The 18656-nt window shown below is 66.7% G+C and carries 8 protein-coding genes and 2 pseudogenes; 5 read left to right on the top strand and 5 right to left on the bottom strand.

The window, feature by feature from the left end; translation table 11 throughout:
• Positions 1–8: 8 nt before the first annotated feature.
• Positions 9–1415, top strand: coding sequence for a patatin-like phospholipase family protein (locus ACSFBL_RS31495; RefSeq protein ID WP_435519750.1), 1407 nt, complete (start codon positions 9–11; stop codon positions 1413–1415).
• 180 nt (positions 1416–1595) lie between these two features.
• Here the strand turns inward: ACSFBL_RS31495 and ACSFBL_RS31490 are convergent, their stop codons facing one another.
• Both ACSFBL_RS31490 and ACSFBL_RS31485 read right to left on the bottom strand, forming a co-directional pair.
• Positions 1596–1802 carry a YqhA family protein gene (locus ACSFBL_RS31490; RefSeq protein WP_435519749.1) on the bottom strand — a complete coding sequence of 69 codons (207 nt, stop codon included), beginning with the start codon at positions 1800–1802 and terminating at the stop codon, positions 1596–1598.
• A gap of 13 nt (positions 1803–1815) precedes the next feature.
• Positions 1816–2073, bottom strand: a complete 258-nt coding sequence (locus tag ACSFBL_RS31485) for a YqhA family protein (RefSeq protein WP_435519748.1) — start codon at positions 2071–2073, stop codon at positions 1816–1818.
• Between the two features lie 1213 nt (positions 2074–3286).
• On the opposite strand from ACSFBL_RS31485, the gene ACSFBL_RS31480 reads away from it, so the two are divergent.
• On the top strand, positions 3287–14665 hold the full coding sequence (locus tag ACSFBL_RS31480) for a VCBS domain-containing protein (RefSeq protein ID WP_435519747.1): 11379 nt from the start codon (positions 3287–3289) through the stop codon (positions 14663–14665).
• A 350-nt stretch (positions 14666–15015) separates the two neighbouring features.
• On the opposite strand, the gene ACSFBL_RS31475 is transcribed toward ACSFBL_RS31480, so the two are convergent.
• Together ACSFBL_RS31475 and tnpC are read right to left on the bottom strand one after the other, a co-directional pair.
• Complete coding sequence (locus ACSFBL_RS31475; protein WP_435519746.1) at positions 15016–15516, bottom strand: hypothetical protein; 501 nt, start codon at positions 15514–15516, stop codon at positions 15016–15018.
• Positions 15517–15521: 5 nt separating this feature from the next.
• Complete coding sequence (tnpC, locus tag ACSFBL_RS31470; RefSeq protein WP_435519745.1) at positions 15522–16643, bottom strand: IS66 family transposase; 1122 nt, start codon at positions 16641–16643, stop codon at positions 15522–15524.
• A gap of 54 nt (positions 16644–16697) precedes the next feature.
• Between tnpC and tnpA the strand changes: the two genes are divergently transcribed.
• From tnpA to ACSFBL_RS31455, 3 genes and pseudogenes are all read left to right on the top strand, one after another.
• Positions 16698–17087 carry an IS66 family insertion sequence element accessory protein TnpA gene (gene tnpA / locus ACSFBL_RS31465; RefSeq protein ID WP_435519744.1) on the top strand — a complete coding sequence of 130 codons (390 nt, stop codon included), beginning with the start codon at positions 16698–16700 and terminating at the stop codon, positions 17085–17087.
• Positions 17084–17428, top strand: coding sequence for an IS66 family insertion sequence element accessory protein TnpB (tnpB, locus tag ACSFBL_RS31460; protein ID WP_435519743.1), 345 nt, complete (start codon positions 17084–17086; stop codon positions 17426–17428). The genes tnpA and tnpB overlap by 4 nt, the downstream gene beginning before the upstream one ends.
• Before the next feature lie 87 nt (positions 17429–17515).
• Positions 17516–18220, top strand: a pseudogene (locus ACSFBL_RS31455) (transposase); the annotation flags it as partial.
• 63 nt (positions 18221–18283) lie between these two features.
• On the opposite strand, the pseudogene ACSFBL_RS31450 reads toward ACSFBL_RS31455, so the two are convergent.
• Positions 18284–18526 (bottom strand): annotated as a pseudogene (locus ACSFBL_RS31450) (transposase); the annotation flags it as partial.
• Positions 18527–18656 lie beyond the last annotated feature (130 nt).

The following is an 18656-nucleotide window of genomic DNA, read 5'->3' as shown; positions in this document are numbered from 1 at the left end:
AGAAAGCGATGCCGTTCATGCGAACGCTTTGCGCCATTTTCATCCTTTGCGTCGCAGGGTGCTCGACTTTGCGACCCTGGGCAAACATTCCTTTGAACGACGACGGGCCGGAGCGGCTTTACTCGGCTTCGGATCGAGATCCAACAATATTAGTGGCGATAACGCTGTCAGGCGGCGGAGCAAGGGCGGCGGCGTTTGGATTTGGCGTACTGAGCGAGCTCCAGCAGACCACCTTCGTCTGGAACGGGCGCCATACCAATCTACTTGAGGCTACGGATGTGATCAGTGGCGTCTCTGGCGGAAGCATCTTGGCTGCTTACTACGCCGCATTCGGTGCCAATGGCTTGGCAGACTTCGAGCATGCCTTCTTGCGGCAGAATTTTCAAAACAGCTTGATCCTCCAGGCGCTGCGCCCGACAAGCCTGTACGATTTGACTTCGCCTTGGTACGGGCGATCCCATTTGTTGGCGCGCCGGCTGGACCAACTGTACCGGGGAAAGACCTATGCCGATTTGGAGCGAGATCCCCGAAGTCCACGGCTTGTGATCTCGGCGACAGACATGTCGCTCGGCACGTCATTCGACTTCACGGCCGACCAGTTTTCATTGATCTGCTCCGACTTGCGAAGCGTGCCGCTGTCGTTCGCGGTCGCTTCTTCGTCGGCAGTTCCGGTGCTCCTGAGCCCGACGACCTTGAAGAACTTCGCGCTCGAGTGTCGCGGACGGGGAATCGCCGCCACTGTCGGGGCGAATTCCGGTGACTCCTACCGCGTTCGTATGTTCCGGGCGCGGGCCAACAGCTATCTCGATGCCGATCGGCGACCGTATATTCATTTGGTGGATGGCGGGGTCGCCGACAACCTCGGCGTGCGTACCCTTCTTGATCGTGCGCTTGCGGGTGGGGGGCTGGGCAGAACTTTTAGGGACGCCGGGGTTCCGCGGGGCGCTGTAAGAAAAATGGTGCTTATCACGGTCAATTCGGAGAGAGATCCGACCAACAACATCGATGCTAACGATCGATTGCCAGGTATCAGGGCGGTTGCGGACACGCTGCTTTTCGGCGCTGGCGCGCGAGCAACCATGGAGACGCAGGAATTTCTTGCCGACAGCGCGAGCCAGTGGCGGCAGGACCTGCACGCGCGTGGCGCTGATGGCTCCGACCCTTTCGCAAGCGACGCAGAGATCTATGTCGTCCCCGTCAATCTGAGGGATGCTGCCGACGAGGAGTTGCGGGTCGGGCTGTTGCAGGTCCCCACCGCGTTCTCGATCAGCGACGAGGAAGTGACGCGGCTTATTGCCGCCGGCCGCGTCGCGCTTCAAAGGTCGCCCGAATTCCAGACGCTGGTCCGCTCATTGGGAGCGAAACGAACTAATTCATTGCCCGTCCACGATCGTAGCCGTCGCCTCGGACCCTGAGTCCGCTGCCAGCCGACTCCGGACGTCGGGGCCGACGACGTCCGCCCGACAGGGTCAAATCCAGACCTTGACAAAAAACTCATGCGATATATCCGTCAGCACAACAAGGACCCCAAGCCGCTGAAGTGGAAGTACGACAATCCCCAACGCCGACACCACCAATTCTTCTGATTCAGTGGACTAGTGCCTCGGGTCGTTATTTTTCATCAGAAAGAGCGTAAGCGCCGCCACGACGAGCGCGATCGCTGCGCCGAATGCAGCGATGTCGCTGGTGCCGTCCCAAGCGACCGCCTCCCGCCAAACACGGACTGCCAAGACGGCAATGACGACACCGACCAAATTTGCCTTCAGGGTGTCGAGATCGTGAACCTCAAGCCACTTGGGCAATGGCAACTCATCGTCAATGAAAAGCGAATAAAGGCCGATGCTTGATGATGTAAATGGCAATTCCGATCAAGAAACCATCGACGGCTTCAACAACCCGCGCAGCGAAGATCTTGACTGCCTTGCTTGAGAACGATCCATGTCGGACGGTCTCAATGAAACCCGAGCCAAGCGCGATCGTCTCGAAGACGATCAACGCCACTGAGCCCAGGAACGTCACGATCACCGGAATGATCATGAGATAGCGGCTGGAGGCCAGGACTTGTCGCAGCATCGGAGCACTAGTCGCTTCAGTCGACCATCACGAAAGTTGGTTCCCAGGCCCTCGCCCGGCGCAGCGACAGCGCGCGGATCGCACTGAGCGCCAAGCTGCCCCGTGGGAATGCCGGGCTGGCAAGCGGCAATGGGAGCTCTGGAGGCGTCAAGGGACCCAGTCCGACATCACGTCCGCGAGGCTGCCCGAAGAGATCGGGGCAACTTTGCCGGCGAGTGGTTGGACCTCAAAGATGGGCGGGGCATCGTTGGCACGACCGCTCATGGACGAGGCCCGTCGTCCGACCAGAAGTCCAGCAGGAACAGCTTCGGTCCAGAAAATGTTCCCGGCAGCTGACCCTGAGCTGACCCATCCTGAGTGCTCCTTGACCCATATTGCGCAAACCGTCCCTAGACGGCCTCTTGCTGCACCGCTGCAGACAAACAAGCCGGTGTCTCCTGGCTCAAGAAGCCGGAGGTACTGAGGGTATTTGTAGATCGCCTTCCAGTTCATTGCGTGCCGCCTTTCTAGTGCGCGCTCCAATAATCTGCCTCGCCGATTGCCTGGAAAAAAACGACGTGCGATCGGGTTGTCTGCACGACGTGGCTCGCATACGTACGGACTGCCGGATCGGATCACTTCTGGAAAAAAAATCCGGCGCATCCTTCCATTTTGAGCCCTTCCCTTTTTGCTGTGGCGCCATGTCATCTCGCCGCGCCCCACGTTCCAGCAGCGGGTCGGTTTGGCGCGCATCGAGACTTCGGCAGAACCGCGCCGCGCACGGTTGATGGCCCGCGAGGTTCAACCCTGGAAGACGTGCTCTTTTCCTTCGCGGCGCGTCCGTGCGCGGACGCGTGAAGGTCGCCAGCGTCGGCGTGATGCCGATCAGCCGGCAATTCTGATGCCAAGCTCATGAACCGCAAGCCGATGGGGCAGTACGAGTGACGCGCGAACGGGCGGGACGAAGCCGAAGGGCCAGGCAGGAGGATGGGCGCGCCAGGGAACCCTGGCCGTGCGCTCCCTTCGCCGCGATGCGCGCAGCCCCGCGAGACCGCCAGCGGCCGGGTGAGGCGGCCACGGAGGCTAAGCAGCAAGATTACCTTCGCTTACGCAGATCGGTGGGTGTCACGCACAGCCCCATGATGACAAATTGGGAGGAGGCGTTTAAAAGCGTGGCAGTGCATGGGAATGCGCTCCGTGCAGGGCGATGCACATGGGAAAGGTCGGCATCCAAATGTTCGTCTCGTTCCGTCCGCAGTCTCATGCCCTGGCGCTGGAGCCGCGCATCCTCTTTGACGGGGCGGCGGCGTCGGCGGTCGACCAGCAGCACCATGCCGATCCGGCGCACGCGGCAACGGCAACGCCCGTCGAGACCGCTGCTGCTGCGGCGCGCCCCGCCGCCGAGGCGCCGCCCCCCTCCACGCCGACGCCCCCCGCCCCGCATCAGCTGGTGGTGATCGACAGCCGCATCGAGAACCGCGACCAGCTCACGACCCAGCTCCCCGCCGACGCCCGGCTGCTGGTGGTCGACAGCCGCACCGACGGGCTGGCCGCCATCTCCGCGGCGCTGGCCGAAATGGGTCCCGTCGATTCGATCCAGATCTTCTCGCACGGTGCGGCAGGCCAGTTCACGCTCGGCAACCGGACTCTCACCAGCGACAACATCGACCAGGCCAGCAGTGTGCTCGGCAACTGGCGCGGCGAACTCGCACCCGGCGCGGACATCCAGCTTTACGGCTGCAATGTGGGCGCCGGCGCCGCGGGCCAGGCCCTGATCGGCGCACTCGCGCAGTGGACGGGCGCCGATGTGGGTGCCTCCAACGACAACACCGGCAGCGCAGCCGCCGGCGGCAACTGGACGCTGGAAGTCCGCAGCGGCGATGTCGACAAGCCCATCGCGTTGAGCGCCGATGCCATTGCCGGCTTCCACGGCTTGCTGGCCGACGCGAGCCCGACGGTCAGTCTGCCCTCAGGCGGGGCGGACGTGCTGCTCGGCGGACAGTTCAGCTTCACGCTGAACTTCGACAATGGCTCGGTGCAGGACGGTTTCGCGCCCTACGTCGATCTGTTCCTGCCCGCGACTGGCAGCGACGGCGACGGCGACGACGGCGTCACCTTCGTCTCGGCCTCGTACCTGGGACAGCCGGTCAAGTCCTATGTGCTGACCTTCGATGCGGCCGGCAACGCCACGCATCCGCTGGCGAGGGACGCGAGCGGCAATGCACTGATCATCAACGCGGCCAGCGTCGGCATGCGCCCGGGCGACCAGTTCGTGGTGCTCGAGTTGCCCTACGGCAGCGTGTCGCAGGACCAGCCGACGATTCCTGTGCAGGTCACGGCCGGACTCAGCAATCTGGCCGACACCAGCCTGAGCAATCCGGCGGCCGACCTGAGCATCAAAACCCGCGGCGGCTTCCAGTTCGGCAACGACGCGCTCGACAATCCGACCGTGGACCCGAGTCTGGTCGAGGCAGCGCTGCACACCTTCGTCGTGCACCCGACGCTGGTCACGCTGCAGCAGTCGATCGACGTGCCCGAGGGCGAGACCGCCGCCGGGCCGAACTACCCGCATTCACAGACCGTCACTGTCACGCCCGCAGCCGGGCAGACACTGGACGGTGTGGTGATCACGCAAGTGCTGCCGGAGGTCGTCCAGGTCACCAGCATCACGCCGGGCAGCGGCGGCGCGCTGGCGCAGATCACGCTGCCCGACGGAACGGTGGTCACCGACCCGGCGCAGATTGCCGAGCTGATTGCGAGCGGCGACACCTTCATCGCCTCTTACGCCATCAGCTACGCTTCGCTCAGCGGGCCGTCGAGCACGGCGGTCGGCTTCTACGTGCCCGATGTCGGCGCCGCGGGCACGCCGGTGATCGACCCGCGCACCGGCAACGCCGTCGCGGTGGCCTTCGGCGCGCCGAGCGCGGTGGGCCGATGGACCCCGCTGGACCCGCGAGATGTGGTGCCGCCGGCCACCGACATCGGCTTCAGCGCCACCGGCGACGGGGAGAACGCGAGCTTTGTCGCCCGATCGATCGCGCTGATCAAGCAGGCCAGCCTGCAGACGGACATCGGCAGTCCGGGACTCGGCCCCGGCGATACGCTGCACTACAACCTGAACCTCTCGATCTCCGATTTCTTCGCTTTCGGCGAGAACCTGTTCAGCGAAGGCACCTTTACCATCACCGACCAACTTGGCGACGGGCAGGTGCTCAACGGGCCGGCGACCTTCAGCGTCACGCGCGGCGGCGTCACGCAGACCATCGATCTGGTCGTCACCAGCACGCCGAACGCCGACGGCACGACGACGCTGGTGTTCGACCTCGCGAGGTCATTGCAGACTGCGCCCGGCAGCCTGTTGCTCGGCGCGCTCATCGGCGACCTGGCTTTCGGCGACAACACGCGCGAAGGCGCCACCACGGCGGTGATCGGTTACAACGCGGTGGTATCGCAGAGCTACACGCCGCCCTCTGGCGCGCCGCACAGCGAGATCAACGAAGGCGACTCCTTCCACAACGACGCCACGGTGACGGGCACGCTGCTGGTCGACGCGATCAACCTGACCGGCTTCGACGAATCCGACCAGTCCGCGGCCTCGCGCACGATCGCCACCCACCAGGTCGATATCGAGCTGTTGTCGGTGAATGGCGCGACGCCCACGGGCTCGCCCGAACTGCACCCGGGCGATGTCGTCACCTTCGGCCTCAGCTATGACCTCGTGACTGGGGACTACGAGGGGTTCAGCCTGGCAGCCTACCTGCCGCTGCCGCTGTTCAACGTCGCGGGTGCGCCCTGGAGCGAGGGCACCGGCGTCGGCCAATGGGCGCTCGGCGCTGGCAACACGAATCCGGATGGCATCGATCTCGTGAGCAGCGGGCCCGGCAATTCGGTCGTCTTCGACTTTGGGAGCTACGCGACCCCGACGATCAACGGCAGCCGCATCGAGGTCCAGTTCACGATGAGGGTCGGCGACCAGCCTTTCGCCGACCAGCGCTCGCTCAGCGTGCTGGCGCAGTCGGACCAGCTGACCACCATTGCCAAGAACCACTTGATCTCATCGGACGTGGCGTCGATCGTTTCGGTGGCCGAACCGGTGCTCGACATCCGCCACGGCGTGGTGGCCACCACGCACGGCACGGTGAGCGGCACCACCGGCGTCTGGAACGCGCCCGGCAGCGCGGGCGTGCCCTTCCAGGGCAGCGTGACCGACCTCGGCGCGGTCGACGGCGACGTGAGCGGCATCGACGGCGGCGACACCTTGCGCCTGGCGACCGCGCTCGAGAACCGCGGCGGCGGCGGCGCCTTCGACGCCCGGACGACCATCACCCTGCCGGCGGGCCTTGCCTTCGTCGGCAACAGCCTTGCCGCGGCCAACCTGGCGGTCCATCGCGGCGACGGCTCTCTGCTCACGCCGGGTGTCGACTACAGCGTGTCCGGCAACGAGATCGGCTTTCTCGACGCGGGCGGCGTGGCCTCGCTGCGGCCCGGACGCCCCGGCACGGCAGCGGACGCCAGCGGCGAGAACATCGTGGTGATCACCTACGACGTACGAGTCGACGACGCCGTCCTCGCCGCACGCACCTTGCAGAGCACGGCCGCGCTGACCAACTACGCGAGCGTGCCCGGCGGCACGGATTTCACGCCGACCGATCCCGACGATGTCGCCGGCCAGCAGGTGGCGAGCCCCGAGGTCGCCAAGAACTTTGCCGGCGGCAGTGCGAGCGACAGCAATTCCAGTGCCCCGCACACCACGGGCAGCGACCTGGTGATCGGCGAGAGCATGCTCTACGACCTCATCGTCACCGTGCCCGAAGGCGCCACACAGACGCTGCGCGTGGATGATCTGATCCCGCCCGGCCTGCGGATGGACACCGGATTCAACGGCGTCGGCTACCAGATCCTCACGACGACGGCGCAGACCGGCGTGCTGGCTGCTGATTTCAACGGCACGGTGACGCCCGGCAGCCTCGGCGCGACCTCCGGCACGCTCGGCAACGATGGCGTCGGCGCCCGACTGAGCTTCACGGCCGCGGGCGCCGCAGCGGACAACCTGACCAACAACAACAGCTTCGTGATCCGGCTGCGGCTGGTGGCGAGCAACGTCATCGCCAACCAGGCCGGGCGGGTGCTGCAGAACGACGCACAGATCGTCTTCAGCGATCCGGACGGCGACACGCCCAACGGCAACGTCGCGCTCGACCGCACGGTGGCTTTGAGCGGCAACAGGCCATCGGTCACGGTGCGCGAGCCCACGCTGCAGATCGAACAGACAGCCGTCACGACGCGCAGCGCCGGCGTCGACCGGGGCGACCAGGTGCGTTACATCATCGAGATCAGGAACAACACGGCCAGCTCCGATTTCGACGCCTTCGACATCAGCTTCCTCAACAACCTGCCGACCCAGCTGGACGGGCTCACTCTGGTCGGCGTGCAATATGTCGGTGGCGCCACCAACAACGGCGGTCCCGACTTCGTGCTGGACGGACGGCAGCTGCACACCGCTGCGGGCGCCGACATCGATGTTCCGAGGGGGGCGCGGATCCTCCTGACGGTGGTAGGCACGGTCAACGCGAGCGCAGCGAGCCAGCCGAGCTTCGACAACACCGCGACGGTGCAATGGACCAGCCTCGATGGCACCACGGGCGGCGTCGCCGATCCGGTGGGCGAGCGCACCGGCGTCGACGGTCCGCTGAACAGCGGCGTGCTCAATGACTACCAGACCAGCTTCACTTTGACGATACCGGTGCTGCAGCAGCTTGAGCTCTCGCGAGTCGGCGGCCTGCCCGACACCCCCGCGGCCAACCCGACCGATGCGCCACACGAGCAGGTCACCGTCGGCGAGATCGTGCGCTACCGGGTGGTGGCCACGCTGGCCCAGGGCACCGTCGGCGACTACAACATCCAGGTGACGCTGCAGAACGGGCTCGGCTTCATCAACGACGGCACGGTGCGCCTCGCGTTCATCTCGAACGAACCCATGACGTCGAGCACGCCGGACCTCATCACCGGCGGAACGCTGAACATCAACGGCAACGAGAACAGCGCGGAAGCCTTGCCGATCACGCCCGACCTGAGCGGGGCGGCGCCCACCGGCGTGCTCAATCCCCGGCTGATTGGCGTCAGCGCAGGTCCTAATGGCAGCACCGTGCTCACCTTCCAGCTCGGCACCATCGACAACAACGACCTCGACTCGGACCATGAACTGGTGTCGTTGGAGTTCAATGCACGCGTGCTCAACCAGGCCGCGAGCGTGGCCGGCGCCTCGCTCGCCGGCCAGGTGGTGGATCGCTCCGGGAGCGTCAATCTGTCCCAGGGCGGCACGCTGTTCCAGGATATTGTGGAGCCCGGTTTCAGCGGCATCGACAAGCGCGTCACCGATTTCGACCCCAACCCCGCAGGCGGCACCGGCACCGCCACGGTGACGCTGGCCTTGACCCAGAACCGGGGCCTGGCGGCGTTCAACGCCGAGCTCACAGATTCGTTTCCCGGGGGCAGCGGCTACACGCTGCTGAGCCTGCAGGTTGGCGGCACGACGTACGGCGCTGGCAACCTGCCCGCAGGGATCAGACTCGTGTCCGGCAGTGGCATCACTATAGACTTCGACCGAATCGATCCGGGCACGACCATCCGCGCGGTCTACCAGGTCACGCTGCCCAACACCGCGGCCATCCCCAACAGCAATGCGCGGCTGACCTGGACCAGCCTGCCCGACAACTTCACCGATTGGGGCGGCAGCCGCGTCGAAGCACCGGGCACGCCGACCGGCGAGCGCACGGGCAGTGGCGTGCCGCCGAACACCTATGTGCTCGTGGAAGGCGCCGGCCTCGGCGTCATCCAGGGCACGTTGTGGGACGACACGGCGTCCGCCACTTCGAGCGCGATTCCCGATGGCCCGCCATTGCCCGGGCTGGCCGTGAGCCTGACCTGGGGCGGGCTCGACGGCAACCTGGCCACCGGGGGCGACAACCGCGTCTTCGCCTCAACCACCGACAGCGCCGGCCACTACCTCTTCGGCGTGCTGCCGTCGGGCGTGTTCCGCATCGATGCGCCGGCGGGCACGGTCAGCTTTCCACAGCCGCTGGGGGACCTGCGTGTGCGCATCGACTCCGATCCCGCGAGCCCGCTCGGCCAGGTCGTCATCCGTCTTGGCGAAGGCGCGTCGGCACCGGCGAATGCGGGCTACGTACAGCAGAACGACGCGCCCGAGAACCACCTGCCTGCAGTCCCTCCTGAGGGCCTGGAGGATGTGCCGCTGCCGATCAGCGGCTTGACCGTCAGCGATGTCGATGCCTTCGGCGGCACGCTCGACATCACGCTCAACGTGCTGCATGGAACCCTTCGGCTGACGAGCGTCCCTCCGGGTGTGACCCTGTCCGGTGCCGGCACCGCGACGCTCCGGCTCAACGGAACCGTCGACGCGTTGAACCTGGCGCTCGCGGGCCTGAGCTACCTGGGCAACCAGGACTTCAACGGCCTCGACACGCTCACCATCCTCACCAACGACCGCGGCCACAGCGGCGATGCCAACGGCAACGGACTGCCCAACGAGAACCCCGGCGACGCACTGAGCGACCAGGACACGCTGCAGATCACGCTCGCACCGGTGAACGATCCGCCGGTGGCGAACGACGACGAGGCAGCCGCCGTGGAGGCCGGCGGCACCCGCAACAGCCTGCTCGGCGTGGATCCGAGCGGCAACGTGCTCGCCAACGACACCGATGTCGATATCGAGACCAATGACGACGTGATCCGGGTGATCTCGGCGGGCTTGCTGGGCCAGCCGCACGTCGAGCTTCCCTCGATCGGGGCGAACCAGGTTGTCGGCGTGTATGGCACCCTGACGATCGGTGTGAACGGCGGCTACCAGTATGTCGTCGACAACGACAACCCGGCCGTCGAGGCCCTGCGCCTGTCGAACCAGACCCTGGTCGAGCGATTCGAATACACGATCTCCGACATCGAGGGCCTGCAGGACAGCGCCGTACTGACAGTCACCCTCCACGGCGCGAACGACACGCCCGTGGGGGTCAACGACCAGGGCGCTGCGCTCGAGGCCGGCGGGGTCCACAACACCACGCCGGGCAGCGATGCGCTCGGCAACGTGCTGGCCAACGACACCGACGTGGACAGCGCGGCCAACGGCGAGACGCGGCAGGTCACCGGCATCCGCAATCTGCGCGAGGTCGTCATCGGCCCGCTGCGCGCCGTGCCCGTGGGCTCCAGCGCGGCAACCGGCACGGTAGTGGCCGGCGCCTACGGCACGTTGACGGTCGGCGCCGATGGTAGCTATCGCTACGCGGTCGACAACGAAAACGCGGCGGTGGAGCGCATGGTGCCCGGCGACACACTGAGGGAGTTCTTCAGCTACCAGGTCACCGATGCCGCCGGCCTGAGCGATCTGGCCGAACTGCGCATCGTCATCGATGGCGCGAACGACAACCCGGTCGCCAGCGACGACCTCGCGCTCGCGCAGGCCGCCTCGACGACCGGCAACCCCGGGGTGAATCCGAGCGGCAACGTGATCCTCGACGCCAGCCGACCCGGCGCCAGCGACGAGCCTGGCGGCAACGGCATCGATCTCGACGTCGATCGCACCGACCAGCCCAACAGCGTGCTCCAGGTCACCGGCATCGGCGTCGGAGCCGAAGCGTCCATACCCGCCCTGAGCGGCGTCGCCGGCGGCACCACCTCCGCCGATGGCACCGCGATCACGGGAGCCGTGGGAATCCTCGCCGGCACGGCCGTTTCGGGCGATTTCGGCGTGCTGCGCATTGGCGCGGACGGTTCCTTTGAATTCGATGTCAACAGTGCCGACCCCACGATCCGGGCACTGCGGGTCGGCCAAACGCTGGACGTCATCTTCACCTACGGGCTGGCCGACACCAGCGGCCTCACGGACAGGGCCCAGCTGGTGGTGGCCGTGAGCGGGGTCAACGATCGGCCCGTGGCGCAGGACGTCCTTGCCCTTGCGACCGAACGCGGCGGCGTGGCCAATGCCACGCCGGGCGTCGACCCGATCGGCAATGTGCTGAGTGGCGCGAGCGATCCGGACGGCGATCCGCTGTCCGTCACGTTCGTGCGCAGCGGGCCTTCGGGGACGCCGGGGACCGACGTGCCGGTGGACCCTGCCGGGACGACCATCTCCGGCGTCTACGGCACCCTGACACTCAGGGTCGACGGCAGCTTCCGCTATGCCATGAACAACGCCAACCCTGCCGTGGAGGCGCTGCGTCAATCCACCGATCAGGTGAACGAGCGCTTTACCTTCACTATTGCGGACGGTCAGGGTGCCTCCGACCAGGCGGAAATCATCGTCACTGTCCGCGGACAGAACGACAACCCTGTGGCGGCGGACGACGCCGGCACCGCCGTCGAGGCCGGCGGCGTTCGCAACGCGACGCCGGGCAGCAACGCCACCGGCAACGTGCTGGCCAACGACAGCGATGTCGACGGCGGCGTGGGCGACCCGGTCAACTATGGCGAGACGAGTGCCGTGTCCTCGGTGCGCACCGGCGCCGAGGCCGCCACCGGCACGGCCGGGACCCTCGGTGCCGAATTGCGCGGAAGCTACGGTTGGTTGACTCTGAATGCCGACGGCAGCTACAGCTACCGTGTGGACGACGACAATGCCCTCGTGGAGGCCCTGCGCCTGCCGAGCGACACGCTCAGCGAGAGCTTCAGCTACACGGTGGTCGACACCGCGGGTGCCGAGGACCGCGCCACGCTCACCGTGACCATCCAGGGCGCCAACGACGCGCCGGTCGCCACCGACGTGCATGTGGTCTCGATCGAGGCGGGCGGCGTGAACAACGGCACGCCCGGCGTCGATCCGTCGGGCAATGCCTTCACGCTGCTCGACGATGTCGACGGCTTCGGCGAGACCCTGGCCGTGTCCGCCGTCACGCGGGGCGCCGTCAGCGGCATCGTGGGCACGCCCTTCGCGGGCGCCTACGGCACGCTGCTGCTGAATGCCGACGGCACGCTCACCTACACGCTGGACAACAGCAACCCGACCGTGCAGGCGCTGCGCACCCCGGCCGACACGCTGGTCGATACGTTCGGCTATACGCTGCGCGACCTGTCGGGTGCCACGGGGTCCGCGCCGATCGTGATCACCATCGAGGGCCGCAACGACAACCCGGTGGCCGTGGACGACATCGCGACGGCGCTGGAGGCCGGCGGCACGTTCAACGCCACGCGCGGCATCGACCCCGCCGGCAATCTGCTCACCAACGACACCGACGTGGATGCCGGCGACACCCGGGTCCTCACGGGCATCCGCACCGGCGGTGAAACGGGCCGGGGTGTGTTTTCAGCTGTCGCCGCCAGTCAGGGGATCACCGGCCTGTACGGCACCCTGACCGTGGCCAGCGACGGAAGCTACAGCTACCAGGTCGACAACAACCTCGCCGCGGTGCAGGCGCTGCGGCCCGGCGACACCCTGTCCGAGGTGTTCAGCTACCAGATGCGCGACACGGATGGCGCGACCGACATCGCCGAGTTCCGCATCACCATCGAGGGCGCGTGGGACGCGCCCGTGGCCGCCAACGACGGTGCCATCGGGGTCGCCAACAACGGCTTCGGCGTGACCTTCAACCCGTCACGCAACGTGCTCGTCAACGACACCGACGTCGACCAGCCCGACGCGCTGCATGTCTCTGGCATTCGCATCGGCGCGGAGGGCTCGGGTGCCGCGCTGCAAGGCGTGGGCGGCACCGGACGGACGGTGGTGCCAGGCCTCTACGGCGAGCTGAGCATCGGGGCCAATGGCGACTTCACCTATGTCATCGACACCGGCAATCCGGTCGTGCAAGCCCTCGGCCCGTTGCAGTTCGTGCGCGATACCTTCACCTACCGGTCAACGGACCTCGGCGGTCTGAACGATCTCGCCGAGATCCGCGTCATCGTCGTGGGGGTCAACGACCCGCCCGTCGGTGTCGACGACAGCGCCACGGCCATCGAGGCCGGCGGAGTGAACAACGCCGTGGCCGGGCTGGACCCCACCGGCAACGTGCTGGCCAACGACACCGATGTCGAGGGCGATGCGCTGGTCGTCACCGAAATCCGCACCGGCGGGGAGCGCGGTGGCGGAAGCGCAGGCACGCTGGGCAGTGCACTGCGCGGCCTGTACGGCGACCTCACGCTGAATGCCGACGGCAGCTGGAACTACGTGGTCGACAACAGCCTGCCGCAGGTCGAGGCACTGCGCGCGAGCGGCCAGACCCTGCTGGACGTGTTCACGTACACGCTGTCCGACATCTGGAGCGCGACCGACACGGCCGAGTTGCGCATCACCATCGACGGCCGCAACGACGCGCCGATCGCCGCCGACGACGCAGCCCTTGCCGTCGAGGCCGGCGGCGTACGCAACACGACCCCTGGCGTCGACCCCGCGGGCAACGTGCTGACCAACGACAGCGACGTCGACAGCGTCGCCAACGGCGAGACCCGGCAGGTGCTCGACGTCCGCAACGAGGCCGGTCAGTCGGCCGCGGCCGGCCAGGTGCTGAGGGGTCGCTTCGGCCAGCTCACGCTGGGCGCGGACGGCAGCTACAGCTATGCACTGGACAACGCGAACCCCACCGTCGAGGCTTTGCGCACTGCGGGCGAGACGCTGCAGGAGAGTTTCACCTACCGCATGCGCGATACCGCGGGCGCGACATCGGAAGCCCGCCTCCATGTGCTGATCCAGGGCGCCAACGATGCGCCGGTCGCGCTGGATGACAGCAACACCGCCCAGGGCGAGATCCCGGCTCCGCATGCGAGGGGCAACGTGATGCTTAACGACTCGGACGTCGATGGCGGCGACAGCCTGCGGATCGTCGCGATCCGCACCGGCGATGCGGCTGGCGCGGGCACGCCCGGCGCGCTGGGGCAGGCGCTCGTCGGGCACTACGGCACGCTGGTGCTCAACGCCGACGGCAGCTACACCTACACCATCGACCAGACGAACCGCGACGTGCTCGGCGCCGCGGGCGCCGGACAGGTCCTGCGCGACACCTTCACCTACACGGTCGCCGACCGCGAGGGAGCCACCGACCTGGCCCAATTAATCATCCATCTCGACATTCCGGCGCCCTATGTCGCGCCCTCGCCAGACAACTATTTCTTCCTCGACACGCGCGACGACCGCTACCCGACCGTGCCGCTGCCGGAGATACGACCCGTCGTCTTCATCGGCCCCGTTGTCGAGCAGACCAACCTGGCGTTGCGCATATCGAGTTGGGGCAGCGACGGCAGCCAGACCCTGTCGCAGCTCCCGGCGGAAATCGAGAGTACCTCGCTCGGCGCAGGCCTGGGCTACGTGCCGGACCAGCACGTCGCGCGTGCCGTGGCCGGCAGCCGCTTCGAGAGCAGCCTGGACCTGGCGTGGATCCTCGGCCGTGAAGGTCGCCTGAGCCTGAGCGCCGACGGCTTGCTGGCCAATCCTTCGTTGTTCACGGTCGGCGTGGACAACCTGACCACGGACTTCGTGCGCGCCGAAGGGCCCGTCGATCCGTTGACCGCGCAAGGCTTTCAGGCGCAATTGCGCGCGGCAGCGCAGCGGCTGAATCCGTGGGTCGTCTGGGACCGCCAGCTCGTTGCCGAAGCTCAATCCAAGGACGGCATTTAATTGGCCCTGCCAAATGACGAGCGCCGCTGTCTGGCCCCCGAAGGGGAGCGCTGTCAGGCGATCGGGAAATCAGGGTTAGAGAGTGTCTTGATTCGCTTCGATTCTTGGGCGCCACACTCCCATCTCGGGGTGATCTCGGTTTTCATGCATTTTTTGTGGTCGCGTCCCATTCCGTGGTGTAGCTCCAGAGCCCGGAGAAGGCTGAGCTGCACGGTACTCAGCGAGCCACAGCGGACAGCCGAGTGGGTGCAGTGTCGCTCAGGGTCTGCAAGCCTTCACGCCGCATGTATCGCCGGTTGAGCGTGAGCGTCCGGCCGTTCCACGTTGACCGGGCCCGGAACCCGTGATCATCAAGCGGCGGTCGTGGACCCAACGAAGGCGACGCACTCCGCGAGGTTGAGGGCGGCCAGTAGGAGGTATTTCTCGGCGTCGGTGCGCACCCGCAGCAAGTCGTGATCACCGAGGTATCCGTAGGTAAACGCGAGCAGGTAGCGCTCGGGATGCTCATCGCAGAACTGCTGCACGACCTGGTCCGCCAAGTTGCCTGGCAACCCTTCGTTGAAGCGCATGCGGGCTGTCAGGCGCTGCATGCATGTCTCTTGCACAGCTTCCGTGACCAGCGGCCATGCGTGACCGCTGCGCTTCATTGCCTGGTACGTCACGAACAGGATGTGCAGCGGCACCTCCAGTTCCACCATGCCCACGCCCATGCGAGACAACGCCAAGATTGAGGCAAGCATGTTGGGCTGGTGAGCGAAGATCTCGTCAGCCAAGCGCACCTTCTGCGCCTGGCCCATGCCGTTGACGTCGATGGCCGCCTGGACCATCGCGGCCTGTGTGATCACGCCCATCTTTGTCAGTTCGGCTGCCAGCGATGTGGCAGCAGTTCATCGAGTCGGTGGCTCGGATGCGAGTGGATGCGCGCCAGCACGTCGCGCAGGTACGCCCACGGATCCAGACCGTTGAGCTTGGCGGACTGCACGAGACTCAACACCACTGCTGCGCGCTGGCCGGCCAGTTCGCTGCCCACGAAGAGCCAATTCTTCGCGCCGAGCTTCCACGGCTTGATCTGCCGCTCGATCAGGTTGTTGTCGACAGCCACCGTGCCGTCATCCAGGTGCAGTGTCAGCGCCTTCCAGGCGTTGAGGCTGTAATCGATCGCCTCGGCGATCTTGCTGCCATCGAGCACCAGCGTGCGCTGCAGCTTGAGCCACACCTCGAACTCGTCCCACAGCGGCTTGCTCAGCTGCAGTCGGGCCCGCCGACGGTTGTCGTGATCCATCTCGGCGAAGGCCGCCTCGGCGCGGTAGATCCTCGCCCAGCGCTGCAGCGCCTCGGTGGCCACTGCGCTGGCACTGCTGCCCCCGCGGCTGAGCTCCTCGAAGTACCGCCTGGCATGCGCGGCGCAGAACGCCGACCGGCGCTGCGGGTAGACCTTCGCGTCCAGCACGGCGTTGTAGCCCGCGTACTGGTCGGTGATCAAGGTACCGTTCCACGGCGGCTCTGGGTATGGCGGTCTCTTACCGCCGAGGAAGGCCACTGGGTATTGCGACCCTCGGCCCAGGCAGAACTCGTAGATCACGCCCGGCTGCGGGTCGTGATGGCTGCGTGCCCAAGCCCAGACGTAGGCCTTCTTCGTCTTGCCAGCTCCCGGGTCCAGCAGCGGCACCGGCGTCTCGTCGGCGTGCAGCACACGGCAGCTGAGGATGAAGCGCCGGTGCGCCTCGTACAGCGGCTCGAGCTTCGCGCCGCCGGCGCCGCCCCAGGCGGCCAGCGTCGAGCGCGGCGTGTGCACGCCCGAGCGTGCGTTGATCGGCTCCTGCCGGTAGTACGGCAGGTGGTCCACGAAGCGGCTGATCAGCGTGTGCGCCACCAGCCCGCTTGCGGGGATGCCGCCGTCCACCACGTCCGGCTCTGCCGGCTCTTGGCAGATCTGCTGGCAGCACCTGCAAGGTGAGTGTCCGAGATTCCCCGTCATTGCCTGAAGGCGCGTGATCGGCGAAGGTCAGCTCTCCCTTCTTCGGAGAGTTCAATGACGGGTCAGGCAGAAGCGATCGAGGCTGCGCGCGTGCGGCGAGAGCGTGTGGACTGGCGAACAGGTCAGGCGATGGTGCAGCATGACGATGCCTTCTGGCGCGACCATGAGCAGCGCCGCCTGGAACAGGGACTGAGCGTGCGGCAGTACTGTGTGGCCAACGCTCTGGCGCTGTCGACCTATCGGCATCGCGTGACAGGCAAGAAGCGCTCGAGGGCGAAGCCTGCAAATTCGGTGCCACAACAACCGGGGGCATTCGTTGCCGTGTCGGCGCCGAGGCCGGCGGTTGCAGCGCTCGTGGAGATCGCCCTGGAGGGCATGACGCTGCGCCTGAGCGGCGAGGCCGCCGAGCGGGTGCTCGCGGGCGTCATGGCGCGTCTCGCATGATCCTGTCGTCGGCGATCCGGGCCTACGTGTACAGCGAGGCCGTCGACATGAGGAAGTCCATCGACGGCCTGTGGCAGATCGTCGCGGCTGCGATGGGCATGAACCCGCTGTCGGGTCAGGTCTTCGTCTTTATCGGCCGGCGCCGCGACCGTGCGAAGTTGCTGGTGTGGGACCGCCACGGTTTTTGGGTTCTCTACAAGCGGCTTGAACGAGGCCGTTTTACCGACCCTGCGCGGCTGGGCAGCGACATCGCGATGAGCGAGCTCGTTGCGTGGCTGGAGGGGATCGATCTGAGCCGCACGAGACGCCTGCAGACGCTCGACGTGAGCGTCGTCGTCTGAGGCGCGTACAGAGGGCTTCAGGCCTTCAAGGCAATCGGCAATTCACCGACTGCCCACGGTTCGGGAGCGCTGCGATCATGGGCCCCCATGCAACTGCTGGCCACCCCCGTCGATCGAGCGAGCTTGCCCGACGAGGTCGAGGCGCTCAAGGACATGGTGGTGGAAGTCGCGCAGGCCTTCCAAGCGCTGCGGGCACAGGCGGACCAGCAGATGAGTTCGCTGGCAGCGCAACTGGCCGAGTTCAAGCGCCGGGTGTTCGGCGCACGCAGCGAGGTGCTCGCGGTGCTGCAGCCGGAGCTCTGGCAAGACGTCGTCGAGCTCCCGGTGCCGCCCGAGCAACACGACGAGGTCAAGGGTCATCGCCGCCGTCGTCAGGGCCGTCCGGCCATCGATGCGAGCCTGCCGCGCCGCCGCGTCGAGCATGACCTCAGCGACGCGGACAAGGCCGGCTTCGCACGCGTGGTGCGCATCGGCGAGGAAGTGTCCGAGACGTTGGAGTACACGCCGGCCAAGCTCGAGGTGCTGCAGCATGCGCGGCTGAAGTACCGGTGCGAGGACGAGGCCGGGCGCAGCACGATCCGCACCGCGTGGGCACAGGCGTCGCCGCTGGCGCGCAGCAACGCCGGCGCCGGGCTGCTCGCCCACGTGACGGTGTCGAAGTACGCTGACCATAGCCCTCTCGCGCGCCAGGAACGCGTGCTCGCCAGGCACGGTGTGCGGCGTTCGCGCCAGACGCTGTGCGACTGGACGTTGGGCACGGCCGAATTGCTCGCCCCGTTGATGGTGCCGCTCAAGCGCCACCTGTTGAGCAGTGCTGTCATCTTCACTGACGATACGACGCTCGCGCTGAAGGCGCCGCGTCCAGTGCGCCCGCGGAAAGGTCATGAAGGCCAGCACATCGTTCTCCGCGTCGTCCATCAGGGCGCCGAGCTTGGGGAACTTGTCTCGGAGCTGATCGGCCACCGATCGCCACTGCGTACGAGGCGCATCGGCCGAGTCCTGCACGAACGCCGTGCCGATGGCAGCCGAGACCATGCGCCGCTGGGTCTTGCCAGCGTACGCCAGAGCGTTTCGCATAAAGTGAACTTTCTGCCGACGTCGGCAGAAAGTTCATTACGCCGACCTCCGGGTTATGCCGACATGGCGTCGCCCACCGAGCCCGTGGGCGGCGAAGCCGCAGTTGAGGTCGGCATAGTCAGAGTGCCTGCAAGAAGCTCATCAGCGCGTC

This window comes from Variovorax glacialis (assembly GCF_051216375.1).
Classification (GTDB): domain Bacteria; phylum Pseudomonadota; class Gammaproteobacteria; order Burkholderiales; family Burkholderiaceae_C; genus Variovorax.
The sequence above is the reverse complement of the archived record's forward strand: the minus strand, read 5'-3'. Positions and strand labels throughout refer to the sequence as shown.